Genomic DNA, 25,492 nt, shown 5'->3' with positions numbered 1-25,492 from the left:
CGCTAGGGATCGTTCGGCGTCACCGCCGACGGGGTGGAACTCTGGCCGTGATGCCGGTGCTTGCTCCACGACTGACTCGGTGAGGGCGTCACTGACGGGCCCGGGGAAGCCTCGGAAGGCGTAGCGGCCGCGGTCGGGACCGGGGTGGTCGGAGTCGACCACGCCGACGGCGTGTTCGCCGGGGGCGGCAACGTCGCGTTCGGGTTGCGGGACTGGACCCTGGCATTCAGCAGTTTCAGCTGATTGGTCAGCTCTTGTTTGCTGGCCGGGTCGTCGATCGACTGGACCAAGCTGCTCACCTCGGTCAGCTGATTCCGGGCCTGGTCCCACTCACCCCGGTCGATCGATTCCTGCACCTTGGCCAGGTCGGCCCTGGCGGACAGCAGGGCCTGATGCTTCTCGTTGACCCGGGGCTGATCGAAGAACATCGCGTGCAGGCCGTACAGCGTGGTGCCGGGCCGGGCCTCGACCACCATGGCGCCGAAGCCGCTCATCACCAGCAGCGCCGCGGCCACGGATCCGATCGTCGCCACACCACGGCGGCCGCGGCGCCGGTCGACCAGGCCGGTGCGCAGGGCGTTGACCGCCTCCTCGGCCGACACCAGCGCGCTGGCCGGGGGCCACCGCAAGTTGTCGCGCCAGTCCTCCAGCAGGGTGGCCACCGCGTCCATGTCGGGGTCGCCGACGTGCACCGGCCGGCGCTCGGCGAGGGCGTCGAGGAGCAGATCGGTGCCGGCGAATTCGTCCAGGGATTCAGGCACAGTCACCCGCCGCGATCATCTCGGACTTCAGCCGGGACAGCGCACGGTGCTGGGCCACCCGGACCGCTCCGGTGGTGCTGCCGACGGCGGACGCGGTCTCCTCGGCCGACAGGCCGACGACGACACGCAGGATCAGGATTTCCCGCTGCTTGGCGGGCAGGATTTCGAGCAGTTCGCTCATCCGGCTGACCGAATCGGCCTCGATGGCCCGCTGTTCCGGGCCGGCGTCGGAGGACCAACGCTCGGGGATCACCTCGGTCGGGTAGGACAGGTCACGGCCGGCGGCGCGATGGGCGTCGGCGACCTTGTGCGCCGCGATGCCGTACAGAAACGCGAGAAAGGGACGCCCGCGGTCCCGGTAGCGCGGCAGCGCCGTGATAGTCGCCAAGCACACCTCCTGTGCCACGTCATCCGCTGACAGGCCACCCCGCTCGACTGTGCCGACTCGCGCGCGGCAATATCGCACGACGATCGGACGGATGGTCTCCAGCACCTCCCGCAGTGCGTTACTGTCCCCCGCCACGGCCTTGGCCACCACGGCGTCGAGACGATCCCCTTGAATTGTCATCGACGGCGGTATCTCCAACGTTACGAACCGGACACATCGCGGGCTAACCGGCCTAACTAACGAACTGACAATAACGGGCCGGAGGCCATTTCAAGCGGAACGCCACGTCGCACCGGCGCGCCGCACTTGGCCTGCGCAGACATCGCGAATTTCGCGTAGCTGTTGTGTCGAATACGTGACGCTGCCGAGATCAATCAGCAAGCACGCCACCGCCCACCTCAGCGGGACCAGCCCCAGCGCGCTCGCCGCGTCCAGGGCCGCCTCCGCCGTCGCGCCGGCGCGCTCTGCGGCGCCGGCGCTGCACAGGGCGGCCGCCAGCACAACCTCGCTCTTGACCGCGTGCCGCGCCGACGGGATGGCCATGGCACCCGCCAGCCGCACCGCTTCTCCCGCATGCCGGACGGCGACTTCGCCGTCGCCACGGGCCATCGCCAATTCGGCGGCCACCCACGCTCGTCGCACCGGCTGCCGGTCGGGCAGCGGCCCGGCGTCCAGCTCCGCGTCGGCCCGGGCCAACAGGGCCGCCGCGGCCGCGAACCGGCCGATGCCCAAAGCGTCGGCCGCCAAACCGATCAGGGCGTCGGTCCGCGCCTCGGCATCCGCGCCGGCCAGCGCCAGGGCACGCCCGTCCCAGCCGCGCGCCAAGGTGTGCCAACCGAGTTGGCGCAGGAACGACCCCTGCGTGCTGTGGGCCAGGGAGGCCAGCCGTCCGGAGGGGGCACCGCGCCGTAGCGCCGAGAGGTCGCGAGAGGCGCTGCCGTAGCGGCCCTGCCCGCCCGCGGCCACGGCGCGCAGCCACAACTCCTCGGGCGTGACCGCGGTCGGCAACGGCCAGGTACCGGGCTGGTCACCGAAGGCGGCGGCCGCGACCTTTCCGCCAATCACAGAAGTGTGACGAGTTTCAATCACCACGATGGTAGTAAACAGTTTGTGCTGTTCGCGTTACCGAACTGTTAATCACAATAGGTCCTGTACTAATCGTGGTCGCCCTTCTCCCGGGCCGTGAGCTGCGGAATCTCGTTTCGGTCAAGCGCCTGGTAGCACGGCGCTTGTTTCACCATTGCGCGGCAGATGAACGCGACGTTAATTCTTTTATAACCATTACATACTTTGCCGGGCTAAGTGGCTATTGACGCAAATTCACGGTCCGCCCTAACGTACGCATGACGGGTAGTCATCGGTGACGCCGCTTCAATTCAGTTGCACTATCGCTTCGCGAACCTGACCTTACTGGGCGTGCCGTGCAGAGAGGGAGACACCAATGCCACAGCCGGAGCAGCTACCCGGACCCAACGCCGACATCTGGAACTGGCAACTGCAGGGCTTGTGCCGTGGCGTTGACTCGTCGATGTTCTTCCACCCCGACGGTGAGCGCGGTCGCGCCCGCATGCAGCGCGAGCAGCGCGCCAAGGAGATGTGCCGGCAGTGCCCGGTAATTCAGGAATGCCGTTCGCACGCCCTCGAAGTCGGTGAGCCCTACGGGGTTTGGGGCGGCTTGTCCGAATCGGAGCGCGACCTGTTGCTGAAGGGCGACATCGGCCGCAACCGCGGCATCCGCCGTTCGGCCTGACCTCCCGGCGCCACTTTCCCGCCCCGTCTTTTGAACGGTCGGCGGTCGCCGGGCGCATCGAGACGTCTGAGCCCAGCCGTTTCGACGGCGGCCAATTCGGGTAGGCCCGCCCCATGAACAAGGGCGTATCCCTCGCGACGGCGGTGCTTGCCGCGAGCATTGCACCGTTGGCCGCATGCGCGAATCAGCAGGGCGGCCAGGCCACCAGTTCATCCTCCAGCGCTCCGCCGGGCGCGGAGCGGATGACCACCCAGTTGAAGAGCGCCGACGGGAATCAGGTCGGCACCGCCACCATCGATTTCGCGAACGGCTACGCGACGGTGACCGTGGACGCCGGCCCCAACCAGGTCCTGAGCCCCGGCTTCCACGGCCTGCAAATCCACTCGGTGGGCAAATGCGAGGCCAATTCTGCCGCGCCGGCGGGCGGCTCGACCGGCGACTTCAACTCCGCCGGGAGCGTCTACCAGGCGCCCGACCATACGGGCTTTCCGGCCAGCGGCGACCTCACCGCATTGCAGGTGCGCACCGACGGCTCGGCGAAACTCGTCACCACCACCAACCTGTTCACCGCCGCGGACCTGCGGAACAGTTCGGGCACCGCGCTGGTCGTCCACCAGACCGCGGACAACCTGAGCAACGGTTCCACCGGTGAGTCGGGCAAGCGGGTGGCCTGCGGCGTGCTCGCCGCGTCCTCCGCAACGACGACCTCGTCGACCTCGACGACGACCAGCGTCACGACGATCACCACCACGACCGAGGTACCACCGCCGTCCACGAGCACCAGCACGAGCACCGTCACGGTCACCAGCAGCCCGACGTACACGTCCGCGCCGACCACCACGGTGACGACTCCCCCCAGCCTTCCGCCCGGCCGCTGACAGCGATCGTCGTCACCGCACCCGCGCCCGGCCCGACGCCTCTACTGTTCTGACATGCAGACGATGCTGTTCACGCTCGGGTTGGTCCTGTTCCTGCTGGGTCTGCTCACCGGGTTCGGCATCCCGGCGCTGAAGAACCCCCGCATGGCGCTGTCGAGCCACCTCGAGGCCGTTCTCAACGGCATGTTCCTCGTGCTCCTCGGCCTGCTCTGGCCGCACCTCCACCTGCCCAAAGCCTGGGGCGTTGCCGCGGTCGTACTGATCGTCTACTCCGCCTACACGAACTGGCTGGCGACGCTGCTCGCGGCGGCATGGGGTGCCGGCCGCAAACTCGCGCCGATTGCGGCGGCCGAGCACGAAGCACCGGTGGCCAAGGAGCGGCTCGTCAGCTTCCTGTTGGTGTCCCTCGCGCCGGCGGTCGTGGTCGGCGTGGGCATCGTCATCGTCGGGCTGTGGTAGGCGGTCGCGTACGTCGACAGCTGCGCTCGTGCTTAGGTCGGGACTGTGAAATCCCTCGTTAAGTTTTTTCGCGACACGGTCGCGGCTCGGATAGCGGTTGCGGTCGTGCTCGGCGGCGCCGTCGCTCTCGCGGTGGGTAACACGGTCGGTTGGCGATTCGCGCTTGCCGGTTGGGTCGTCACCGCCGGCGTCTACGTGGTGTGGACGCGGATCCTGCTGGGCGGAATGGATGCCGAGCAAACCTGCAGATATGTGACGAAGGAGGACCCCACCCGGTGGGTGGCCGACGCGGTCATCGTGTCGGCAAGCGTCGCGAGCCTGGGCGGGGTCGGCTACGTGGTGGCCGCCTCGTCGCGCACCGGGCCCGGAGCCGTAGAAGCCGCCGTCCTGGGCATTTTGACGGTCGCCGCATCCTGGTTTGCCGTGCACACGTTGTTCACCGTGCACTACGCGCGGCTCTATTACTCGGACGAACCGGGGGGAATCAACTTCCACGACCCGGAGCGACCCCGGTTCCGGGATTTCGCGTATGTGGCCTTCACCGTGGGCATGACCTATCAGGTGTCAGACACCGAGATCGGCTTGACGTCCATCAGGGCGACGGTCTTGCGCCACGCGTTGCTGTCCTACCTCCTCGGCGCGGTCGTCCTGGCGGTCACCATCAACCTGGTCGCGGGATTGAGCTCCAAGTTGTCCTGACCTCATGCCTCCGCGGGCCCCGCGAACGAAAACCTCGTCAGCTCGCGCCCGCCGCTATCATCTCGTCCACCTCGACGGCCCGGGCGGCCATCTCGGAGTGTGCCTGGTCCAGCGCGGCGGCCTGATCCTCGTCGGCCTTCATCAACGCCTCGATGTCGGAGCCGGCCATGTCGAGCACACCCATGTCGCGGAAGGCGGTCTGCACCTTGTCGCCCCACAACCCGATGTCCTTCACGATGGGCACGATGCGGCTGAACAGGTGAGAGCGGAACTGGATCATCAGCGGCGACTTGTCGACCCACTCGGCGCATTTTTCGACGTCCATGCCGAGCGTCTCGAAAACCTCCTCGCCGCGGAACCGGTCGCGCATCAGGTAGCAGGCGTCCACGACAAACTCTTCCCGCTCGGACCGCTCGGCCTCGGTCAGCGCGGAGTAGTAGTCCTTCAGCGAAATTCGGCCGAACGCGACGTGCCTGGCCTCGTCCTGCATGACGTAGGCCAGCACCTGCTTGGCCAGCGAGTCCGGCGCCGCCATGTCACGCAGCACGCCGAAGGCGGCGAGCGCGAGCCCTTCGATGAGCACCTGCATGCCGAGGTAGGGCATGTCCCAGCGCGAGTCGCGCAGGGTGTCGTCCAGGAGTGCGGTCAGGTTCTTGTTGATCGGGTAGACCAGGTCCACCTTGTCCTGCAGGAACCGTGAGAAAGCCTCGACGTGCCGCGCCTCGTCCATGGTCTGGGTGGCCGCGTAGAACTTCGCGTCCAGGTCGGGGACGACCTCGACGATCTTGGCCGCGCACACCATCGCACCCTGCTCGCCGTGCAGGAACTGCGACAACTGCCAGGCCTGGAAGTGCTGGCGCATCTCGGCGCGACGCGCGTTGTCTGCGGCCTCCCACATCGGGCTGCCGAACAGCGGATGGAAGTCGTCGGGCAGCGCGACCGGGTTCATCGGGTCGACGTCTTGCGTCCAGTCGATGCGCGACTGGGCGTCCCACTGCTTGTCCTTTCCCTTCTGGTAGAGGGACAGGAGGCGGGCGCGCCCCTCGTCGTACTCCCAGGTGAAGCGCGCGTCGCCGGCGCTGGGGACCTCCCACGAGTACGGCGTGGGCACCTCCGTGTACTTGTCCCTCGTGCTCATGAGTGGCCGCCTCTCTCCCGGGGTGTGACCAGTGGTCATATGACGAGTATCACAGTGCACCCGGGTGCGGCACCGCGTCAAGCCTTGCCCGCGGGGGCGCCGTTACGGCCGGGGAGTGTCGACCAGTGGCTTCAGCGCCTCGCCCACCGCAGTGATGACACCGGGTGTGTAGCGGTGGGTGGGCAGGTTGATGATCACGCCGTCGATGCCCACGTCGATGATCCGGCGTTTGATCTCGTCGGCGATCTGATCGACGGTGCCGGTGACCGCCCGGCCACCGCGGGCCTCGCCGATGTCGGTCGGCGCGCCGTACCCGTCGACCACGACCGTCAGCAACGAGCTGGTCTCCAAACTTTCCGGGTCACGGCCGATTTCAGCGCAGCGCTGGCGCAGCACGTCCAGCTTGGCGGGCAGCTGATCGATGTCGGCGATGATGTTGAGGTGGTCGGCGTACCGGGCGGCCAGCCGGAACGTCTTCTTCTCGCCGCTGCCACCGAGCATGATCGGGATGTGGTCGCGGTAGCGCGGTTCGTTGACCGCGTTTTCGGTGCGGTACCACTTGCCGGAAAAGGTGGGGCGCTCACCGTGCAGCATTCCGACGATGATCTGCAGCGCCTCCTCGAGCTTTTCGAAACGTTCGGTGAAGGTGCCGAACTCGAAGCCCAGCTGCCGGTGCTCCAGTTCGAACCAGCCCGCACCGATGCCAAGGATCGCCCTCCCGGCACTGACGACGTCCAGCGTGGTGATCGCCTTGGCGAGCAGGGTCGGGTTGCGGTAGGTGTTGCCGGTCACCAACGTCGACAGCTGCACCCGCTCGACGGAGGCGGCCAAGGCGCCCAGCGCGGTGTAGGCCTCCAGCATGGGCTCGTCGGGTTCACCGAGTCCCGGCAACTGGTAGAAGTGGTCCATCAGCAGCACAGTGTCGAATCCGGCGCCCTCGGCCTCGCGGGCCTGAGCCTGAACGGCGGGAAACAGTTCGGCGACTGGTGTGCCGTAGGAGAAGTTGGGGATCTGTAGTCCGAGGCGAATGGTCACGCCCGACTGCAACGTGGCCGCGCGTCGTTTACATTCCGGTTCGGACCGGCTGCCTCGATGCTGAAGAACGGGGACGTGTGCGACCGGGCTAGGGGCACATGAAGGCGATCGGCGGGCAATGCCTGATGGTGATCGCCTCGATCGGCGGGTTGTCGCCGTCCCAGATCGAGGTCGGCCGGCCCTGCATGGTGACGTTACCCATCCCGTATTGGGTCGGATACCAGGTGTGGCAGACACTCCAGTCCCAGTCGATGTACTGGTTCACGACGTAGGGCATCTGCTTCGGGTTGCCCGGGCACCATCGGTGCGGTGCCATCGTGTCGGCGTGGGCGATCCCCACACCCCACCCGGTTAGCGCGGTACTCCCTGCCAGCAGTGCCGCGGCGATGAGCCTCTTCGTCATGTGGGCAAGCAGCATGGTCCTGTCCTCCCTGGTGCGTTCCTGGCAACCAGTGCACAAGCCCTACGTCGCTACCGATCCCAACAAGCCACGTAGCGCGTCGCGGATGAAACCGTACTCTCGCCCGCCCTCACGAAAACACCCCCGGCCACCGGGCCGGGGGTGCTTCGTAGCGGATCTTCTAATGGTGGTGATGCCCGTGGCCGTGGTCGTCGTGGTCGTCGGCGGGCTTGTCGACGATCGCCGTCTCGGTGGTCAGCACCATGCGCGCCACCGACGCCGCGTTGAGCACCGCGGACCGGGTCACCTTGACGGGGTCGATCACCCCGTCGGCGATCAAGTCGCCGTAGGTGAGCTTGTCGGCGTTGAGCCCATGCCCGGCCGGCAACTCGCTGACCTTGCTCACCGCGACCGCGCCGTCCAGGCCGGCATTGGTGGCGATCCAGTACAGCGGCGCCGCGAGCGCCTCGGCGAACACCGCGACGCCCGACGCCTGGTCGCCGGTCAGCGACCCGCGCAGCTCTTCGAGCGCCTTGCGCGCTCCGATGAGCGCCGACCCGCCGCCCGCGACGATGCCCTCCTCGACGGCGGCCTTGGCCGCCGCGACGGCGTCCTCGACGCTTTCCTTGCGTTCCTTGAGCGCCGTCTCGGTGGCGGCACCGACCTTGATCACGGCCACGCCGCCGGCCAGCTTGGCCAGCCGCTCCTGCAGCTTCTCGCGGTCCCAGTCGGAATCGCTCTTCTCGATCTCGGCGCGCAGCTGCTTGATCCGGTCGGCGACCGCATCCTTGGAGCCGCCCCCGTCGACAATGATGGTGTCGTCCTTGCTGACCACCACGCGGCGGGCCGAGCCCAGCACCTCGGTGCCGACCTCGCGCAGCAGCAGGCCGGCGTCGGGGTTGATCACCTGGCCGCCGGTGACCACCGCCAGGTCCTCGAGGAAGGCCTTGCGCCGGTCGCCGAAGAACGGCGCCTTGACGGCGACCGCCTTGAGCGTCTTACGGATCGAGTTGACCACCAGGGTCGCCAAGGCCTCGCCCTCGACGTCCTCGGCGATGATCAGCAGCGGCTTCCCCGCCTCGGCAATCTTTTCCAGCATCGGCAGCAGGTCGGGCAGCGAGCCGATCTTGTCCTGGTGCAACAGGATCAGAGGGTCGTCCAGCACGGCTTCCTGCGAGTCGAAGTCGGTGACGAAATACGCCGACAGGAAACCCTTGTCGAAGCCGACGCCCTCGGTGAACTCCAGCTCGGTGTTCAGCGTCGAGGATTCTTCGACGCTGACCACGCCGTCGGTGCCCACCTTGGTCATCGCCTCGCCGACCAGCTCGCCCAGCTGCTGGTCGCGCGACGACACCGTCGCCACCTGCGCGATCGCGTCCTTGCCGGACACCGGGGTGGCCGAGCTCAGCAGCGCCTCGGACGTCGCGTCGGCCGCCTTGGAAATCCCCACGCCGAGCTCGATCGGGTTGGCGCCGGCCGCAACCAGCCGCAGGCCGCCCTTCACCAGCGCCTGCGCCAGCACGGTCGCGGTGGTGGTGCCGTCGCCCGCCACGTCGTTGGTCTTGGTGGCCACCGACTTCACCAGCTGCGCGCCCAGGTTCTCGAACGGGTCTTCCAGGTCGATCTCACGCGCTACGGTGACGCCGTCGTTGGTGACCGTGGGGCCGCCAAACGCCTTGGCCAGCACCACATGCCGACCCCGTGGCCCCAGCGTCACCCGGACCGCGTCGGCGAGCGCGTTGACGCCGGCCTCGATGGCCCGGCGGGCAGTCTCGTCGTACTCAATCAGCTTGCTCATCAGGCTCCTTGTTTGAATGGTGGCGACCCGCTTCGCCCGGCTTCGCCGCGCTTGCGATCGCCACTACCCGCGAACGCATGCCGCCCCGGAAATCACCCGCGGCCATACGCGGGGATCGCCGGGGCGGAACACGGTGCTTACTTCGATACGACGGCCAGCACGTCGCGCGCCGACAGGATCAGGTACTCCTCGCCGTTGTACTTGATCTCGGTGCCGCCGTACTTGCTGTAGATGACGGTGTCGCCTTCCGAGACGTCCAGCGGGATGCGCTTTTCGCCGTCCTCGTCCCAGCGGCCGGGACCGACTGCGACGACGGTGCCTTCCTGCGGCTTCTCCTTGGCGGTGTCAGGAATGACCAGACCGGACGCGGTCGTGGTCTCGGCCTCGTTGGCCTGCACGAGAATCTTGTCCTCGAGTGGCTTGATGTTCACCTTCGCCACGATTGGAGCCTCCACTAGTTAGATCGGGTCCGGGGCGGGTGCCCCGGAATTATCAAGGGATTCGGCAGCCGTCCGGGCCCGAGCGCCGTCGTCGCGGGTGCCGACACAGGGTTTGGCCGATTGCCACCTAGCACTCTATACACGAGAGTGCTAGCACTCAAGGGCGGCCCGCTGCGTATCGGGTATTCGCTACGAGCGATCAGCTCACCTGGGCTTTTACCACCGGCAGCCCCGGATCGGTGGGCGCATCCAGTGGCGACTCCGGCGCCCCGGCGGCCACCAGGTGCGCGGCGAACGAGGCGATCATCGCCCCGTTGTCGGTGCAGAGCCGTGGCCTGGGGATCCGCAGTGTCAGCCCGGCCGCCGCGCATCGCTGCTCCGCCAACTCCCGCAGCCGCGAATTGGCGGCCACTCCCCCGGCGATCAGCAGGGTCGAGACGCCCAGCCCGGTGGCCGCGCGCACCGCCTTCATGGTCAGCACGTCGGCGACGGCCTCCTGAAACCCCGCGGCGACGTCGGCGTTCACCGCGTCCGGATGGCTCTCGAGGTACCGCGCCACGGCCGTCTTCAGCCCCGAGAAGCTGAAGGCGTACGGGTCGTCGGCCCGGCCGGTCATGCCGCGCGGGAAGGCGATGGCCTTTCGATCGCCGGTGCGGGCCAGGTCGTCGAGGACCTTGCCGCCCGGGTAGCCCAGCCCCAGCAGGCGGGCCACCTTGTCGTAGGCCTCGCCCGCCGCGTCGTCGACGGTGCTGCCCAATTCGACGATCGGTTGACCGAGGGAACGCACGTGCAGCAGGTGGGTGTGGCCGCCGGACACCAGCAGCGCCACGCACTCGGGCAGCGGGCCGTGTTCGTAGACGTCGGCGGCCAGGTGCCCGCCCAGGTGATTGACGGCGTAGAACGGCACCCCCCACGCGGCCGCATACGCCTTGGCCGCGGCAACTCCGACCAGCAGCGCGCCGGCCAACCCGGGACCGATCGTGGCGGCGACGACGTCGGGCTTGTGCACGCCGGCCGTCGCCAGCGCGCGACGCATGGTGGGGCCGAGCGCCTCCAGATGCGCCCGCGACGCGATCTCGGGAACCACGCCGCCGAAGCGGACGTGTTCGTCGACGCTGGACGCCACCTCGTCGGCCAACAGTGTCACGGCGCCGTCGTGTTCGAGCCGCGCGATGCCGACTCCCGTTTCGTCGCAAGAGGTTTCGATGGCCACGATGATCATTGGGGTTCCCTGCGCATGGTGTAGGCGTCGGCGCCGCTCGCCCGGTAGTAGCGCCGGCGCAGGCCGATCTGCTCGAATCCCACGCTGCGGTACAACGCGATGGCCGCCTCGTTGTCGGTGCGCACCTCCAGGAAGACGACGCCGCCGTCGGCGAAGACGAGCAGCTGGTCGAGCAACCGGCGGCCGATGCCCCGCCCCTGGTAGGCGCCGTCCACCCCGATGGTGTGGACCTCGTACTCGAACGGCGGGGTGCGGCCCAGCCGCGAAATCCCGGCATAGCCGACCAGCGTGCCGCCCACGCGCGCGCCCACGTAATGGTTGTGCGGGCTGGCCAACTCCCGGGTGAAGGCCGCCGCGGGCCACGGGTCGTCACCGTCGAACAGCTGGCTTTCCAGCTCGGCGCAGCGCGCCGCGTCGGACGGCGTCAACGCGCCCAGCGTCACGGGTTCGCTGGTGGCGGTCACTCGCGCGCCGCCATCGGTTTGGCGTCGGGGCGGCGCAGATACAGCGCCACCAACGGCGGTGGGCGCAGCGACCAGTCGGGCACGGCGGCGACCAGCCCCGCCGGTGTCGGATGGATCGGCCCGCGGTGCGGCAGGCCGAACAGCGCCGCGTGCTCCGTCGAGCCGGCCACCGCGCCCGCGGCGCCGGGATCGACGTCGGCGGGCACGCTGACACCCGGCCCGTCGATGCGAAACCCGTCCCGGTACCGCGCCCAGTAGACCTCGCGCCGGCGGGCGTCGGTGACCACCAGCACCTCGCCGGTGGTGCACACCCCGATGGCGTCCAGGCTGCACACGCCGTGCACCGGGATGCCCAGCGCATGCCCGTACGCGGCGGCGGTCGCCATCCCGGCCCGCAGGCCGGTGAACGGGCCGGGGCCGCAACCGACCACGACGGCGTCCAGGTCGCTCATCGCCAGCCCGGCGTCGGCCAGGGCGGCCACCACATTCGGCGTGAGCCGTTCGGCGTGCGCCCGGGCGTCGAGGGTGACCCGCTCGGCCAGCACGCTGACGTCTGCCCGGCGCACAATCCCCGCCGTCACGGCGGGGGTCGAAGTGTCAAGGGCGAGAACGACACTCATGAGCAGACCCACTGCCAGGAAGCGATGCGCACGTCGGACCCGCTGAGCCGTTCCAGACGGATGTCGAGGTGCCGCTCGGCGAGGCGCTCGACGAGTCCCTCGCCCCACTCCACGACGACGACCGCGTCGTCGAGATCGGTGTCGAGGTCCAGTGAGTCGAGCTCGCCGAGCAGGTCGGCGCCGTCGGTGTCCAAGAGCCGGTACATGTCGACGTGAATCATCGCCGGCGCGCCGGGCCGCCGCGCCGGGTGCACCCGCGCCAGCACGTACGACGGTGAGGTGACCGGGCCGTCGACGTCCATCGCCGCGGCAATACCCTTGGCCAGCACCGTCTTTCCCGCGCCGAGCGGACCGGTGAGCACCACCACGTCGCCCGCGCGCAGCCGCTCACCGAGGCGCGACCCCAGCGCGACGGTGTCCTCCACGCGTTCCAGGGTGGCCGTGCCCGAAAGTGCGGGCCTAGCCACCACGGCGCCGCAGCCTTTCCCGCATCCACCGCGCCGCCAGCGCAACCCGGCCCGGGGTGGCGCGCTTGATCAGCCGGACCAGCCCGTCGTTGATCGCCTCGGGCTTGTCCAGCAGCGCCAGGTGGCCGGCCCCGCGAACGATGACCAGCTCGGATTGCGGCAGCGAGGCCGCCATCTTGCGCGAGTACTCGTCCGGGGTCAGCAGGTCGTGGTCCCCGCACGCGATCAGGGTGGGGATGCGCAGCAAGGTCCACAGCCCGGCGGTTTCGTCATGCGCCTCCAAGGCGTCCAGGAACTCCACCATCGTCGCGATGGGGGTGCCGTTCATCATCCGCTGGGAGAAGGCGTCCAGGCTCCGGCTGACGTGCAGGTCGCTGTAGGAGGCGGCCCGCAGTACGGGGCCGATCAGCGAGCGCGAGACGTTGCGGCCGCGGTGCATCAGCTTCGGCGCGGACCGAGCGGTGAACCGGAATGCTTCCAGCGCAGGGTTTTTCAGGATCTCGCCCAGCGGGGAGCGGGCAACGCCCTCCGCCGCGGACGAAATCAGCGCGGCCCCGACGATCCGGCGCCCGTACTGGTCGGGGAATTGACGGGCGTGCGACAACACGGTCATGCCGCCCATCGAGTGGCCCACCAGCACCACCAGCCCGCGCGGCGCGACCACCTGGAGCACGCTTTGCAGGTCTCTGCCGAGTTGGGTCAGCGTGTAGGTCTCGGGCGGGGCCTCATCGGACTGACCGTGCCCGCGCTGGTCGTAGAAGACCATCCGGACGCCCGGGCCCACGTGGTGGGGCAGGCGTGTGCGCTGAAAATGGAAGGCGCCCATCCGCAGACAGAATCCGTGGACGAAGACCATCGTCAGCGGGGCGTCCGCGGGGCCGGCCTCGCGGATGGACAACGACACCCCGTCGGGGGTGGTGACCACCGAACGGCGGTCGTCGTCGATCCGGTCGAAATCCTCGTCGGCGTAAGGGTCTTCGAGGCCGCGGGCGCGCCGGATCATCGAACGCCGGGCCGAGGCTCCGACGATGGTGGCCAGGGCGGTCAGCCCGGCACCTCCCGCAAGCCACGCCCTCCCGTTGTGATGCCTGCGAGCGTTCTCAGGGCTCAATGGTTCGTGCCTCACGGTAGGTCCTGGTGATGCGCCCGCGGGGGCTGGTCACCACTTCGTAGTGGATCGTGCCGAGCAGGTCGGCCCAGTCCTGCGCGGTGGGTTCCCCGCTGCTGCCGGGGCCGAACAGGATCGCCTCGTCGCCCTCGGTCACGTCGGTCCGGCCGGGGCCGAGGTCGACGACGAACTGGTCCATGCAGATCCGCCCGACCCCGGGCCGCCGCTTGCCGTTGATCAAGACGTCCAAGCGTCCCCCCAGCGAGCGGAAGACGCCGTCGGCGTAGCCGACCGGCAGCAGGGCCAAAGTCGTGTCGCGTTCCGCGGTCCACGTGTGCCCATACGAGACGCTCTCGCCCGCGGAAATCGACTTCACCAGGGCCACAGGGCATTTCACCGTCATGGCCGGCACCAACCCCATGTCCCCGAGCTCGGGCACCGGGCTCAGGCCGTACACCGCGACGCCGGGCCGCACCAGGTCGAAGGCCAGCTCGGGACGCGACATGGTGGCCGACGAGTTCGCCAGGTGCGCGACCTCGAACCGCAGCCCCCGCTCGCCCGCCTGGGCCAGCATGTCGCTGAAGCGTTGGGCCTGAAGATCGTTGACGGGGTTGGCCGGTTGATCGGCGAACACCATGTGCGACATCAGGCCGCGCAGCCGAACCGCCTCGTCGGCGACGGCCCGGCGCAGCGCGGTCAGCATCGACGGGTATCGGGCGGGGTGGACGCCGTTGCGGTTGAGCCCGGTGTCGACCTTGACGGTGACCGTCGCGGTCCGGCCCGTCCGGTGCGCCGCGTCCAGCAGGTCGTCGAGCTGGCGCTCCGACGACACGGCGATCTCCACGTCGGCCAGCAGCGCGGGCCCGAAGTCGATGCCGGGCGGGTGCAACCAGGCCAGCACGGGTGCGGCGATGCCGTCGGCGCGCAGCGCCAGCGCCTCGGCGACGGTGGCGACGCCGAGCTCGGTCGCGCCGCCGGCCAGCGCCGCGCGGGCGGCCGGGGTGGCCCCGTGGCCGTAGCCGTCGGCCTTGACGACGGCCATCACCTGCGCGCGGCCGGCGTGTTCGCACAGCAACCGCACGTTGTGCTCAATGGCGCCCAGGTCCACCAGGGCCTCGGCGACCAGCCCCGGCGTCAGCGATATCGGCGTAACGGCCACGGCCGCCATTGTCCCAGAACCGGGCGAGCGCGCCGCCCGCCCTTGTCGCAATGGCCCCAGTCGCCACACCCGCCGCCGCACCCGAGGGGACGCGGTGTGCCCACCTCCGAGCGACAACCGACGACGTCAGCGCACCGAGGCGCGGAATCGGCGCGGCCACCCGCCGTTTCAGCGGCGGCGCGGGCGCGTTCTCGCTGTGAGGCGGGCAACACGGGCATCGCCTCGCGAGCCGGGACGGAAGTGGCATGTGTGACTGGGCGCCGGCGGAAGTGCGCCCGCTCAGTGCGCGAAGTGCTGGGCTTCGTAATGACCGCCGGGCCTGAGCTTGTCCAGCGAGGTCAGCGCCGAGACGGCGTCGTCGTGCAGCGCGCGGGCCAGGTCCGCGGACAGGCCTTCCCGCACCACGATGCGCAGCACCGAGACGTTGGTGGCGTTGTCGGGCATGGTGTACGCGGGCACCTGCCAGCCGTAACCCCGCAGCTCGTGGGAGACATCGAACTCGGTGTACCCGCGGTTCTTGGCCAGCCGGAAGGCGATCACGGGGATCGCCGAACCGTCCGAGATCAGCTCGCAGTGGTCGCTGACGCGCAGCTGCTCCCCCAGCCAGCGGGCCGTCCCGGACAGCGCCTGCATCACCTTGGTGTAGCCGTCGCGTCCCAGCCGCAGGAAGTTGTAGTACTGCCCGACCACCTGGTTGCCGGCGCGGGAGAAGTTCAGCGTGAAGGTGGGCATGTCGCCGCCGAGGTAGTTGACGCGGAAGACCAGCTCCTCGGGCAGGTATTCCTTGCTGCGCCACACCACGAACCCGACGCCGGGATAGGTGAGCCCGTACTTGTGGCCGCTGACGTTGATCGACACGACCCGGGGCAGCCGGAAGTCCCACTTCAGTTCGGGGTGCAGGAAGGGCACCACGAACCCGCCGCTGGCGGCGTCGACGTGCACCGGCACGTCCACCCCGCCGCCGGCGGCCAGCTTGTCCAGCGCGGCGCAGATGTCGGCGACCGGTTCCAGTTCGCCGGTGTAGGTGGTGCCCAGGATCGCCACCACGCCGATGGTGTCCTCGTCGACGGCGTCCAGGACCTGTTCGGGGGTGATGACGTAGCGCCCCTCCTCCATCGGCAGGTAGCGCGGCTCGACGTCGAAGTAGCGGCAGAACTTCTCCCACACCACCTGGACGTTGGAGCCCATCACCAGGTTGGGCTTGCGGCCCTCCCAGCCCTTCCCGACCTTGGCCCGCCAGCGCCATTTCATCGCCAGCCCGCCCAGCATCACCGCCTCGCTGGAGCCGATCGTCGACACCCCGCAGGCGCTGTAGGGGTCGGCGTCGTCCAGGCCGTCGGCGTGGAACAGGTCGGCGACCATGCACACGCAGCGCTGCTCGATCGCCGCGGTCGCCGGGTACTCGTCCTTGTCGATCATGTTCTTGTCGAACGTCTCGGCCATCAGCCGCCCGGCCTCGGGATCCATCCAGGTGGTGACGAACGTCGCCAGGTTCAGCCGGGAACTGCCGTCGAGCATCAGCTCGTCGTGGATGAAGCGGTAGGCGGCCTCGGGGTCCATCGACTCGTCGGGCATCCGCAGCGCCGGCACCGGCGCGGTGAACAGGCGGCCGGTGTAGGCGGGGGCGATCGAGTGCGCGGGCAGGGACGGATGTTGGGGCACTGCGGAATTCCTTTCCTATAGGGCGGCCAGGGCGGCCCTGATGTGCGGCACGATGCGCGACGCCGACGTCGGCGCCTCACCGGGGCCCGGGTCCGCGGCCGACAGGGCCGCCGCCCGCGCGTGGACGAACGCCGCCGCGGCGGCCGCCTCGGCCGCGGGCAGGCCCGCCGCGAGCAGCGCGCCGATCATCCCGGACAGCACGTCGCCGGAGCCGGCGGTGGCCGCCCAGGATTGCCCGGCGGGGTTGAGGTACACCGGGCCGCCCGCATCGGCGATCACGGTGACGTTCCCCTTGAGCAGCACCGTGGCGCCGAAGGTGTCCGCCAGTTTGCGGCACGCCCCCACCCGGTCGTCCCCGGGCGGTTTGCCGGCCAGGCGCGCGAATTCACCGGCGTGCGGGGTCAACACGGTGGGGGCGGTGCGGTTGGCGACCAGCTCGGGGTGCGCCGCCAGGATGGTCAGCCCGTCGGCATCCACGATCACCGGCAGATCGGTCTCCAGCGCGAACCACAGCGCGGCGGCCCCGGTGTCGTCGGTGCCCAATCCCGGCCCGACGACCCAGGATTGGACCCGCCCGGCCGACGCCGCGGTGGGGGACGCGATCACCTCCGGCCAGTGCGCGAGCACCTCGCGGTGCGCGCTGCCGGCGTAGCGGACCATGCCGGAGGTCGCCGCGACGGCGGCCCCGGTGCACAGCACGGCCGCACCCGGATACGTCGACGATCCGGCCATCACGCCCGTCACGCCCTGGGTGTACTTGTCGTCGTGGGGCCCGGGCACCGGCCAGCGCGCGGCCGCGTCGGCGGCCTCGAAACCCAGCAGGTCGGTCTTCGGCAGATCGAGCCCGATGTCGATCAGCTTGACCCGCCCGCAGTCGGCGAGCGCGTGCACGGGCTTGAGCCCGCCGAAGGTGACGGTCAGGGCGGCATGGACCGCCGGGCCGGAGATCGCCCCCGTCGCCACGTCGATGCCGCTGGGGATGTCGACGGCGACCACCGGGATCGCCGCGTCGTCGACGGCGGCGAACACCTCGGCCGCGGCCGGGCGCAGTGGCCCGGAGCCGGAGATGCCGACCACCCCGTCGATGACGAGATCGGTTGTCGGCGAGACGGTTTCCACGATCCGGCCGCCGGCCTTGGTGAAGGCCGCCAGGCCCTTGCGGTGGGTGCGCTCCGGGTTGAGCAGCACCGCGTCGGCGGCCGCGCCGCGGCGGCGCACAAAGGTGGCGGCCCACAGCGCGTCGCCGCCGTTGTCGCCCGAGCCGACGACCGCGCACACCCGGCGGCCGGCCACCCCGCCGGTGCGGGCCCGCAATTCGGCGACGATCTCGGCGGCGAGGCCGAAGGCCGCGCGCCGCATCAAGGCCCCGTCGGGAAGGCTGGCCAGCAGCGGCGCCTCGGCCTGGCGGATCGCGTCTACGCAGTAGTAGTGCCGCACCATTGCCACACTACGGGTAGGGGCGGCGCGGTTTGACGGCCCCGCTCAGGCGGATACCTCGGGCGAGCGGTCCCTGCGCGCCATGGCGCGCAGGCGTGCCGGGCTCAGCTGCCGGCCCTCTTTATGCCGCGTCATCGGGTAGAAGCAGAGCCCGACGAGGATCGAGGTGAAGTGTCCGATCGCGGTGAAGTTCAGCTCGATCCGGTCCATCGCGATCAACGGGAAACCGAAGATGATGAACAGCACGCCGAGATAGCCCCACCGCCACGGCCGCGCGATGTGATAGGCCAGCACCGCCATCACCCCGACCAGGAAGTAGCTGACGCCGATGTCGCGGGCGTGCACCAGCCGCTCCGACGCGTCGCGCTCCTCGATCGCGAAATACAGCAGGCCTTCGCTGAAATAGGTGGACAGGATGTGTGCGCTCAATCCCACTGTCAGCCAACGTAACTGGCCCAGCCAGTGTTCGGCCGGCGCGAGGAACAACGTGAACAGCAGCAGGTACGGCGTCAGGTTGTACCCGTCGATCCACAACAGGCTGGAGAACAACACGTCGAGCGGATCGCGCGCCAGTCCATGGATGTTGGTGGAGTGGTGCATCAGCATCTTGTGCAGTTGCCGTTGGGGAAGCCAGTGCTGGATGAGCGTGGTGACCACCAGGACGATGAGCCACCCGTAGGTCAGCGGGGCGCTGCTGACGTAATGCCAGACCGCGAGCCCCATGCTGCGCAGTCGGGACCGCACCGGTGCATTCGTCACGCCCTCACCTTTGCACGCCGGTCGCCGCGTCGCGCGAATTACGCCGCCGCGGCCTTCATGTGGTCGACGGCGCCGGCACCGGATCCGCCGCCGCGCGGGCGGGCCCGGCAACCTCCGGTCTGAGATGCCGCCACCAGCACAAGATGTAGAGCAGCATGGAGATGACCAAGACGACGAGCACCCACAGCACGAGCGTGATGTCGATCCAGCCCCCGAAGGGCGGCGAGCCCGGGAGCGCGTTCCGCAGCGGTACCACCGCGAAAAGCATCGCCGCATACCACGTCGTCATCGGCGGCTGGAACTTCCGCCGGTTACGCACCGTCTGTACGGCGACGAACAGGCCCAGGCAGGCGATGGCGATGAGCACCCCGCAGATTACGATGCCGAACGCCGCGGCGCTGAGCGCGCGGTGCACGCTCACCCGGTAGGGGCCCGACCCGTCGACGGACACCTGCCAGCCGGAGAGGTGGTTGACGAACGTCACCGGCACGTGTTCGGGCACGTTCGCGGGGCCGTGCATGAGCTCGATCTCGACGGGCCCGGACCCGTAGCGGTCGAAAGGCCAGTTCTCGATCTCCCCCGCGATGGTCAGCGGAACGGGGAAGACGCCGGGCAGCATGCCCTTGGTCCACGTGCGCCGGGTCGGCGTTGCCACGGAGCGCACTCGCAGACTGAGGTCTTCGTTGAGGTGCTGGGTTTGCGGATCCAGCAGGGCCGAGCCCGGCGAGATGGACAGGTTGGCCGTCAGCACGCTGTAGTTCGACTGGATGTCTTCGATGACCAGCGTGGCCGTGCTGCGCTCACCGCCGGCCGGGGTCTCCGGGTGGTGGTGCCCCCCGCTGCCGGCGTAGAGGGCCACCGAGGCGATGTACGCCCCGACGACGCCCACGATCAGTGCGATGACGCCATACCTCACGACCGCCCCCTACCCACTCGGCCACCGTGGCCGTCCCACCCAACGAATGCTTGCCCAGGGGGCAATGTAGTTGAAGGGCCGCCGGAAACGTCTTGAAACGGAAGGAATTCGATCCGATCATCGGCGTCAGCCCGATGGCGCCGAGACCGGCTCCGCCTGCGGCGCGGAAACCTCGGGCCGCAGATGCCGCCACCAGCAGGCGATGTAGAGCAGCATCGCGACCACCAACGCGACGATGACCCAGAGCACGATGGTCACGTCGATCCACGCCCCGAACGGGGGCAAGCCGGGCATCGCGTTTCGCAGCGGTACCACCGCGAAGAGCATGGCCGCGTACCACGTCGTCATCGGGGGCTGAAACTTTCGCCGGTTACGCACCGTCTGTACTGCCACGAACAGGCCAAGACCGGCGATGGCGATGAGCACGCCGCAGATAACGATGCCGAACACCGCGGTGCTCAGCGCGCGCCGCACGCTCAGCCTGTACCCCTCGTGGTCGGGGATCTTGGTCGAAGAGACCTTGAAGCCGGACAGGTGATCGATCAACCTCACCGGGATGAGTACGGGCGGCTTCGTGGTGTCGCCGCCGGGGAAGAGCTGCACCTCGATGGGGCCCGACGTGTAGTTGTCGAAGGGCCACCGTTCGACGTGACCGGCGATGGTCAGCGGGATCGGGAAAACGCCGGGCAGCATGCCCGGTGTGTATTCGCGCCGACTGGGCTGGGCCGATGACCTGACGCGCAGCACGAGGTCTTCCTTGAGCCGGTGGGTGACCGGATCCAACAGCGCGGGTCCCGGCGACACGGCCAGGTTGGCGACGACCGCGCTGTAGTTCGACTGCATCTCTTCCACGGTCAGCGTCGCCATACTCTGAGGGGCGCCCTCCGCGCTGTCGCTCAGGGTGCCGGGAGCGACGCCTTCAACGGTGTCCTCATAGAGCTCGATCAGCGCGACGTACGTCCCGACGATGAGCACGACGAGACCGGCTAGGGCGAACCTTCTGACCGCCGAGCGCATGCTGCTCCTACCGCTGTGGGGTGGCTTGTTCCCCACGGCAATCTAGTGGAACGCCTACTCGACGGTGACGGACTTGGCGAGGTTTCGCGGCTTGTCGACGTCGTAGCCGCGGGCCTGGGCGACCGACGCGGCGAACACCTGAAGTGGGATGGTCGACAGCAACGGCTGCAAAAGGGTTGATACCGAAGGGATTTCGATCAGGTGGTCCGCGTAGGGCCGTACGGTGTCGTCGCCTTCCTCGGCGATCACGATCGTGATCGCGCCGCGGGCCTGGATCTCGCGGATGTTGGACAGCAGCTTGGCGTGCAGCGTGGCCTGCCCCTTGGGCGAGGGCATGACGACGATGACCGGCAGGTCGTCCTCGATCAGCGCGATCGGGCCGTGCTTGAGCTCGCCGGCGGCGAACCCCTCGGCGTGCATGTAGGCCAGTTCCTTGAGCTTCAGCGCGCCTTCCAGCGCCACGGGGTAGCCGACGTGGCGGCCCAGGAACAGCACGGTCGAGGACTGGGCGAATCGGTATGCCAGCGCGGTCACCGGCTCGATCATCGCGAGCACCCGCGCGACCAGGTCCGGCATCGACTCCAGCTCCCGATACTCCCGCTCGACCTCGTCGGGGTACTTCGTGCCGCGGGCCTGGGCCAGCGCCAGGCCCACCAGGTAGTTGGCGGTGATCTGGGCGAGGAACGTCTTCGTCGAGGCGACGCCGATCTCGGGGCCGGCGCGGGTGTAGAGCACGGCATCGCATTCGCGGGGGATCTGCGAGCCGTTGGTGTTGCAGATGGCCAGCACCTTGGCCTTCTGCTCCTTGGCGTGCCGGACCGCTTCGAGCGTGTCGGCGGTCTCCCCGGACTGCGAGATGGCGACCACCAGCGTGCTGCGGTCCAGCACCGGGTCGCGGTAGCGGAATTCGCTGGCCAGTTCCACCTCCACCGGCAACCGGGTCCAGTGTTCGATGGCGTATTTGGCGAGCAGCCCCGAGTGATACGCGGTGCCGCACGCCACCACGAACACCTTGTCGATCTCGCGCAGCTCCTGGTCGGAGAGCCGCTGCTCGTCGAGCACGATCCGGCCGTCGACGAAATGCCCGAGCAGGGTGTCGGCCACCGCGGCGGGCTGCTCGGCGATCTCCTTGAGCATGAAGTACTCGTAGCCGCCCTTTTCCGCGGCGGCCAGGTCCCAGTCGATGTGAAACTCGCGGTACTCGACGTCCGCGTTCCCGTCGAAGTCGGTGATGCGGTAGCCGTCCGCGGTGAGCACCACGGCCTGGTCCTGGCCGAGTTCGACGGCGTTGCGGGTGTGCGGGATGAACGCGGCAACGTCGGAGCCGACGAACATCTCGCCGTCGCCGATCCCCAGCACCAGCGGGGTGGAGCGGCGGGCGGCCACGATGGTGCCGGGCTCGTCGGCGTTGGTGAACACCAGGGTGAAGTGGCCCTCCAGCCGGCGCAGCACGGCCAGCACCGAGGCGCCGAAGTCGCCGGCGGTCGGCCCGTGCCGGTAGGCCTGGGCCACCAGGTGCACCGCCACCTCGGTGTCGGTATCGCTGGTGAATTCCACGCCGTGGGCCTCCAGCTCGTGGCGCAGGCTCGGGTAGTTCTCGATGATGCCGTTGTGCACGACGGCGATCTTGCCGGCGGCGTCGCGGTGCGGGTGCGCGTTGCGGTCGGTGGGGCGCCCGTGGGTGGCCCAGCGGGTGTGGCCCAGGCCGGTGGTGCCGCCCAGCGACTCCGGCGGCATCTGCGCGACCGCTTCCTCGAGGTTGGCCAGCCGGCCGGCGCGGCGGCACACGGTGAGCGTCCCGGCGCCGTTGACCAGTGCGATGCCCGACGAGTCGTAGCCGCGGTACTCCATCCGGCGCAGCGCATCCATGACGACCCTGCAGGCAGGCTGCTGCCCGACGTAGCCGACGATTCCGCACATTCGAACCAGGGTAGTGCAGGTGGGCCCCCAACCCCGCACTCCGCGGTCATGGTCAGGCCGCCCACCTGCACCGAAGGCCTGTTTTGACCGACCCGCCCGCAGCCGTCGGTCCGCCACCGGGCTGGTACGGCGACCCGTCGGGGCGCCGGTACCGGGACGGGGTGAGGTGGACGTCGTGGACCAATCCACCCGGCTTCCCGCCGCAGGCCCGATGACCATTCCCTTTACATCGGCTTCATAAACGGTAGAAACGCTTTTCACCTGATGTATTTGTGGCGTTTTCGTTTGCGTCATCGCCCTAGCAATTTGCCCACTTAGAATTCTGGAATCGGCTACCACCGGCAACCGCCGAAGCCACCAGAAAGGACAGCTTGTTGACGCCCGCCTGATCATCACCGCCTGGCGATACATCGGTTTCACCAGTACGAATGCGCCGAGCGCAACCATATTCTCGCAAGAATACCCCCTTTATACAGACATCAATGGCGATGACTCAGCTATCCGGAAATCGCGTTTGATGCAGTGCAAATAATTTGGCTGCGACATAACCGGTCAAGCAACGTGTAAGCCCCCGGATAGATAACCGTTAGTAACTGTTAATCCGAAATTCCGCACCCCTTCTTCAAGGAGAGATCATGACCGCTGTTCTGTTCGACGATGTGGTAACCACGCTGCCCGCGCCCAGCCTGACGCTCGCGCCGGCGCCCGCCCCCAAGCCCGCGCTCAAGCCCGCGCCCCGGCGGCGTCACCGCGAGCCGATCGCCAGTGGCGACCCGATGGTGGACACGGCGGCCCGGTTGCTGAGCATCCCGCTGCGCCACATGTATGCGGCGCTCTGGCGGGTGGGCGTGATCGAGGTCATGGCCTGACCGGCATGCGCTAACGTCGACGCGTGGCCCGCACCCGCAAGCTGTTCGCAGCCCTCAGCCGCCGTGGTCCGCATCGGGTTTTGCGTGGTGACCTCGCCTTCGCCGGTTTACCCGGGGTGGTGTACACCCCGGAGGCGGGGCTGGGTCTGCCCGGCGTCGCGTTCGGTCACGACTGGCTCACCAAGGCCGGCCGCTATTCGGGACTGCTGGAACACCTGGCGTCCTGGGGCATCGTGGCCGGCGCTCCCGACACCGAACGCGGCCTGGCCCCGTCCGTCCTGAACTTCGCCTTCGACCTCGGCACGGCGCTGGACATCGTGTCGGGTGTGCGGCTCGGGCCGGGCAAGATCAGCGTGAATCCGGCCAAGCTCGGCGTGGTCGGGCACGGTTTCGGCGGCTCGGCAGCGGTCTTCGCCGCGGCCGGCATGCCGAACAAGCTGGCCGCGGCGGCGGCGTTGTTCCCCGCCGTCACCAGCCCCCCGGCCGAGGCCCCGGCGACGACGCTGAAGCTCCCGGGGCTGATCCTGACCGCGCCGGGGGATCCGAAGTCGCTGAACTCCAACGCGCTGTCGCTGTCGCGGGCGTGGGACACGGCCACGCTGCGCATCGTCAGCAAGGCCCAGCCCGGCGGCCTGGTGGAGGGCCGGCGGTTGACGAAGGTGTTCGGCCTGGCCAGCCCGCACCGGCGCACGCAGAACACGGTGCGCGCGCTGCTGACCGGTTACCTGCTCTTCGCGCTGGGCGGCGACAAGACCTACCGCGACTTCGCCGATCCCGACGTCGCACTGCCCAAGACGGAACCGCTGGATCCCGAGGCCGAGCCGGTTGCCTTGGAAGAGAAGATCGTCGCGCTGTTGAAGTGACGCGGTGACGGGGTAATTGCCCACCGTGTCGACCGTGCGAGCGTACGCACGCTGGATCACCGGGCCGTGGGCCGGGCGGCCCGTCTCCTTCGCCGGCAACGACATCCTGCGCCTGTCCGCCGACGGTCGACGGTTCGCGGAGTACTGGACGGGCACCTCGGCGGGTTGACTTTCCGAGCCCCCGCGGTGCGCGGGCGCGGTCGTGGTATCTGTCCTTCATGCGAATCGGGATCGCTCTGGATTATTCGGGCGGCTTTCACCAGGCCGTCGACCGCGTGGTGGAGCTCGAGAAGGCCGGCATCGACATCGCCGTGGTGGCCGAGGCGTACGCCTTCGACGCCGTGAGTCAGCTCGGGTATTTGGCGGCCAAGACGAGCACCGTCGAGTTGGCCTCGGGGGTGTTCCCCATCTACATCCGCACCCCCTCGCTGCTGGCGATGACGGCCGCGGGACTGGACTTCGTGTCCGACGGGCGCTTCCGGCTGGGCATCGGCACGTCCGGGCCGCAGGTGATCGAGGGCTTCCACGGCGTCGAGTTCGACGCCCCGCTGGGCCGTACCCGCGAGATCGTGGAGATCTGCCGCAAGGTGTGGCGCCGGGAACGCCTGCAGCACAACGGCAAGCACTACCAGATCCCGTTGCCCCCCGACCGCGGAACGGGTCTGGGCAAGAGCCTGCAGCTCATCAATCATCCTGTGCGCGAACGCATTCCGATTACGATCGCGGCGCTTGGCCCGAAGAACGTCGAACTGACCGCCGAGATCGCCGAAGGCTGGCAGCCGGTCTTCTACCTCCCGGACCAGGCCGCGTCGGTGTGGGGTGAGGCGCTGGCGGCCGGTGCGGCCAAGCGGGATCCCGCGCTGGGGCCGCTGGACGTCATGGTGCACGCGTCGGTGGCCATCGGCGACGACGTCGACGAGCGGCTGGCGTGGGTCAAGCCGCAGCTGGGGTTGTACCTGGGCGGGATGGGCGCCAAGGGCCGCAACTTCTATCACGCCCTGGCGACGCGCTACGGGTTCGGCGAGGTCGCCGACCGGATTCAGGAGCTCTACTTGTCCGGCCGCAAGCGCGAGGCGATCGACGCGGTGCCCGACGAACTGGTGCGCGGCATGTCGCTGGTCGGCCCGCGCGGCTATGTCGCCGAACGACTGGCGGCCTTCGCCGAGGCAGGAGTGACGACGCTGTTGCTCAGCCCGTTGGCCACCGACCGCGCCGAATCCGTGCGCTTCGTCGAGGAAGTCCTGCGGCTGCGCCCGACGTGAG

At 69.0% G+C, this 25,492-nt stretch carries 28 protein-coding genes; 8 read left to right on the top strand and 20 right to left on the bottom strand.

All coding sequences use genetic code 11. From position 1 onward, the window contains the following. Nucleotides 1-2 precede the first annotated feature (2 nt). The 3 genes from G6N37_RS24750 to G6N37_RS24740 form a co-directional block, all read right to left on the bottom strand. Nucleotides 3-767 carry an anti-sigma-D factor RsdA gene (locus G6N37_RS24750; RefSeq protein ID WP_232075180.1) on the bottom strand — a complete coding sequence of 255 codons (765 nt, stop codon included), beginning with the start codon at nt 765-767 and terminating at the stop codon, nt 3-5. Then, a complete protein-coding gene (locus tag G6N37_RS24745; protein ID WP_066945594.1) occupies nt 754-1,329 on the bottom strand; it encodes a sigma-70 family RNA polymerase sigma factor in 576 nt (191 codons plus the stop codon). Before G6N37_RS24745 ends, G6N37_RS24750 begins: the two co-directional genes overlap by 14 nt. Before the next feature lie 90 nt (nt 1,330-1,419). Continuing rightward, nucleotides 1,420-2,238: a hypothetical protein gene (locus G6N37_RS24740; RefSeq protein WP_163685477.1), complete on the bottom strand. Its 819-nt coding sequence runs from the start codon at nt 2,236-2,238 to the stop codon at nt 1,420-1,422. Nucleotides 2,239-2,590: 352 nt separating this feature from the next. Here G6N37_RS24740 and G6N37_RS24735 point away from each other — a divergent pair, with 352 nt between their 5' ends. The 4 genes from G6N37_RS24735 (at nt 2,591) to G6N37_RS24720 (ending at nt 4,935) form a co-directional block, all read left to right on the top strand. Next, nucleotides 2,591-2,899 (top strand): WhiB family transcriptional regulator, encoded by a 309-nt coding sequence (locus G6N37_RS24735; protein WP_163684033.1) that lies wholly within the window; start codon nt 2,591-2,593, stop codon nt 2,897-2,899. Between the two features lie 113 nt (nt 2,900-3,012). Next, nucleotides 3,013-3,777 (top strand): superoxide dismutase family protein, encoded by a 765-nt coding sequence (locus tag G6N37_RS24730; RefSeq protein WP_163684031.1) that lies wholly within the window; start codon nt 3,013-3,015, stop codon nt 3,775-3,777. Between the two features lie 54 nt (nt 3,778-3,831). Further along, entirely contained in the window at nt 3,832-4,236 is a 405-nt protein-coding gene (locus G6N37_RS24725; RefSeq protein WP_163684029.1) for a hydrogenase, read from the top strand. A gap of 45 nt (nt 4,237-4,281) precedes the next feature. Then, nucleotides 4,282-4,935, top strand: a complete 654-nt coding sequence (locus G6N37_RS24720; RefSeq protein WP_163684026.1) for a DUF1345 domain-containing protein — start codon at nt 4,282-4,284, stop codon at nt 4,933-4,935. 37 nt (nt 4,936-4,972) lie between these two features. On the opposite strand, the gene G6N37_RS24715 is transcribed toward G6N37_RS24720, so the two are convergent. The 17 genes from G6N37_RS24715 to glmS all read right to left on the bottom strand — a co-directional run bounded on the left by G6N37_RS24715 (nt 4,973) and on the right by glmS (nt 22,497). After that, nucleotides 4,973-6,073 (bottom strand): ferritin-like domain-containing protein, encoded by a 1,101-nt coding sequence (locus tag G6N37_RS24715; protein WP_163684024.1) that lies wholly within the window; start codon nt 6,071-6,073, stop codon nt 4,973-4,975. Between the two features lie 102 nt (nt 6,074-6,175). Then, entirely contained in the window at nt 6,176-7,108 is a 933-nt protein-coding gene (locus G6N37_RS24710; protein ID WP_163684022.1) for an LLM class F420-dependent oxidoreductase, read from the bottom strand. An 88-nt stretch (nt 7,109-7,196) separates the two neighbouring features. Then, nucleotides 7,197-7,526, bottom strand: coding sequence for a hypothetical protein (locus G6N37_RS24705; RefSeq protein ID WP_163684020.1), 330 nt, complete (start codon nt 7,524-7,526; stop codon nt 7,197-7,199). Between the two features lie 163 nt (nt 7,527-7,689). Next, nucleotides 7,690-9,306 (bottom strand): chaperonin GroEL, encoded by a 1,617-nt coding sequence (groL, locus tag G6N37_RS24700; protein ID WP_163684018.1) that lies wholly within the window; start codon nt 9,304-9,306, stop codon nt 7,690-7,692. Between the two features lie 137 nt (nt 9,307-9,443). Further along, nucleotides 9,444-9,746: a co-chaperone GroES gene (groES, locus tag G6N37_RS24695; protein WP_007167930.1), complete on the bottom strand. Its 303-nt coding sequence runs from the start codon at nt 9,744-9,746 to the stop codon at nt 9,444-9,446. 199 nt (nt 9,747-9,945) lie between these two features. Next, entirely contained in the window at nt 9,946-10,968 is a 1,023-nt protein-coding gene (gene tsaD / locus G6N37_RS24690) for a tRNA (adenosine(37)-N6)-threonylcarbamoyltransferase complex transferase subunit TsaD (protein WP_163684016.1), read from the bottom strand. Further along, entirely contained in the window at nt 10,965-11,432 is a 468-nt protein-coding gene (gene rimI / locus G6N37_RS24685) for a ribosomal protein S18-alanine N-acetyltransferase (RefSeq protein ID WP_163684014.1), read from the bottom strand. The genes tsaD and rimI overlap by 4 nt, the downstream gene beginning before the upstream one ends. Continuing rightward, a complete protein-coding gene (gene tsaB / locus G6N37_RS24680) occupies nt 11,429-12,052 on the bottom strand; it encodes a tRNA (adenosine(37)-N6)-threonylcarbamoyltransferase complex dimerization subunit type 1 TsaB (protein ID WP_163684012.1) in 624 nt (207 codons plus the stop codon). Before tsaB ends, rimI begins: the two co-directional genes overlap by 4 nt. After that, a complete protein-coding gene (gene tsaE, locus G6N37_RS24675; RefSeq protein ID WP_163684009.1) occupies nt 12,049-12,519 on the bottom strand; it encodes a tRNA (adenosine(37)-N6)-threonylcarbamoyltransferase complex ATPase subunit type 1 TsaE in 471 nt (156 codons plus the stop codon). The genes tsaB and tsaE overlap by 4 nt, the downstream gene beginning before the upstream one ends. Next, nucleotides 12,512-13,567: an alpha/beta fold hydrolase gene (locus tag G6N37_RS24670; RefSeq protein WP_174813979.1), complete on the bottom strand. Its 1,056-nt coding sequence runs from the start codon at nt 13,565-13,567 to the stop codon at nt 12,512-12,514. The genes tsaE and G6N37_RS24670 overlap by 8 nt, the downstream gene beginning before the upstream one ends. A gap of 52 nt (nt 13,568-13,619) precedes the next feature. After that, nucleotides 13,620-14,786: an alanine racemase gene (gene alr / locus G6N37_RS24665; protein ID WP_174813887.1), complete on the bottom strand. Its 1,167-nt coding sequence runs from the start codon at nt 14,784-14,786 to the stop codon at nt 13,620-13,622. Between the two features lie 279 nt (nt 14,787-15,065). Next, on the bottom strand, nt 15,066-16,448 hold the full coding sequence (locus G6N37_RS24660; protein ID WP_163684003.1) for a glutamate decarboxylase: 1,383 nt from the start codon (nt 16,446-16,448) through the stop codon (nt 15,066-15,068). Nucleotides 16,449-16,463: 15 nt separating this feature from the next. Then, nucleotides 16,464-17,885 (bottom strand): NAD(P)H-hydrate dehydratase, encoded by a 1,422-nt coding sequence (locus G6N37_RS24655; protein ID WP_163684001.1) that lies wholly within the window; start codon nt 17,883-17,885, stop codon nt 16,464-16,466. A gap of 45 nt (nt 17,886-17,930) precedes the next feature. Continuing rightward, nucleotides 17,931-18,608 carry a rhomboid-like protein gene (locus G6N37_RS24650; RefSeq protein ID WP_163685475.1) on the bottom strand — a complete coding sequence of 226 codons (678 nt, stop codon included), beginning with the start codon at nt 18,606-18,608 and terminating at the stop codon, nt 17,931-17,933. A gap of 91 nt (nt 18,609-18,699) precedes the next feature. Beyond that, the gene (locus tag G6N37_RS24645) at nt 18,700-19,560 is read right to left on the bottom strand and encodes a DUF4436 domain-containing protein (RefSeq protein WP_163683999.1); all 861 of its coding nucleotides are present in this window, start codon (nt 19,558-19,560) and stop codon (nt 18,700-18,702) included. Between the two features lie 126 nt (nt 19,561-19,686). Further along, complete coding sequence (locus tag G6N37_RS24640; protein WP_163683997.1) at nt 19,687-20,577, bottom strand: DUF4436 domain-containing protein; 891 nt, start codon at nt 20,575-20,577, stop codon at nt 19,687-19,689. Between the two features lie 54 nt (nt 20,578-20,631). Further along, entirely contained in the window at nt 20,632-22,497 is a 1,866-nt protein-coding gene (gene glmS, locus G6N37_RS24635; protein ID WP_163683994.1) for a glutamine--fructose-6-phosphate transaminase (isomerizing), read from the bottom strand. 635 nt (nt 22,498-23,132) lie between these two features. On the opposite strand from glmS, the gene G6N37_RS24630 reads away from it, so the two are divergent. Genes G6N37_RS24630 through G6N37_RS24615 form a run of 4 tightly spaced genes read left to right on the top strand, consistent with a single transcriptional unit; the run spans nt 23,133 to nt 25,491 of the window. Beyond that, on the top strand, nt 23,133-23,366 hold the full coding sequence (locus tag G6N37_RS24630) for an Rv1535 family protein (RefSeq protein WP_163683992.1): 234 nt from the start codon (nt 23,133-23,135) through the stop codon (nt 23,364-23,366). 23 nt (nt 23,367-23,389) lie between these two features. Further along, complete coding sequence (locus G6N37_RS24625; protein ID WP_163683990.1) at nt 23,390-24,229, top strand: dienelactone hydrolase family protein; 840 nt, start codon at nt 23,390-23,392, stop codon at nt 24,227-24,229. Nucleotides 24,230-24,263: 34 nt separating this feature from the next. Beyond that, nucleotides 24,264-24,398 carry a hypothetical protein gene (locus tag G6N37_RS26510; protein ID WP_264067033.1) on the top strand — a complete coding sequence of 45 codons (135 nt, stop codon included), beginning with the start codon at nt 24,264-24,266 and terminating at the stop codon, nt 24,396-24,398. 49 nt (nt 24,399-24,447) lie between these two features. Beyond that, the gene (locus tag G6N37_RS24615) at nt 24,448-25,491 is read left to right on the top strand and encodes an LLM class F420-dependent oxidoreductase (protein ID WP_163683988.1); all 1,044 of its coding nucleotides are present in this window, start codon (nt 24,448-24,450) and stop codon (nt 25,489-25,491) included. Nucleotide 25,492: the final 1 nt, after the last annotated feature.

This window comes from Mycobacterium seoulense, assembly GCF_010731595.1.
GTDB lineage: Bacteria > Actinomycetota > Actinomycetes > Mycobacteriales > Mycobacteriaceae > Mycobacterium > Mycobacterium seoulense.
Note: the sequence above shows the minus strand (reverse complement) of the source record. Positions and strands in the feature narration are given on the sequence as shown.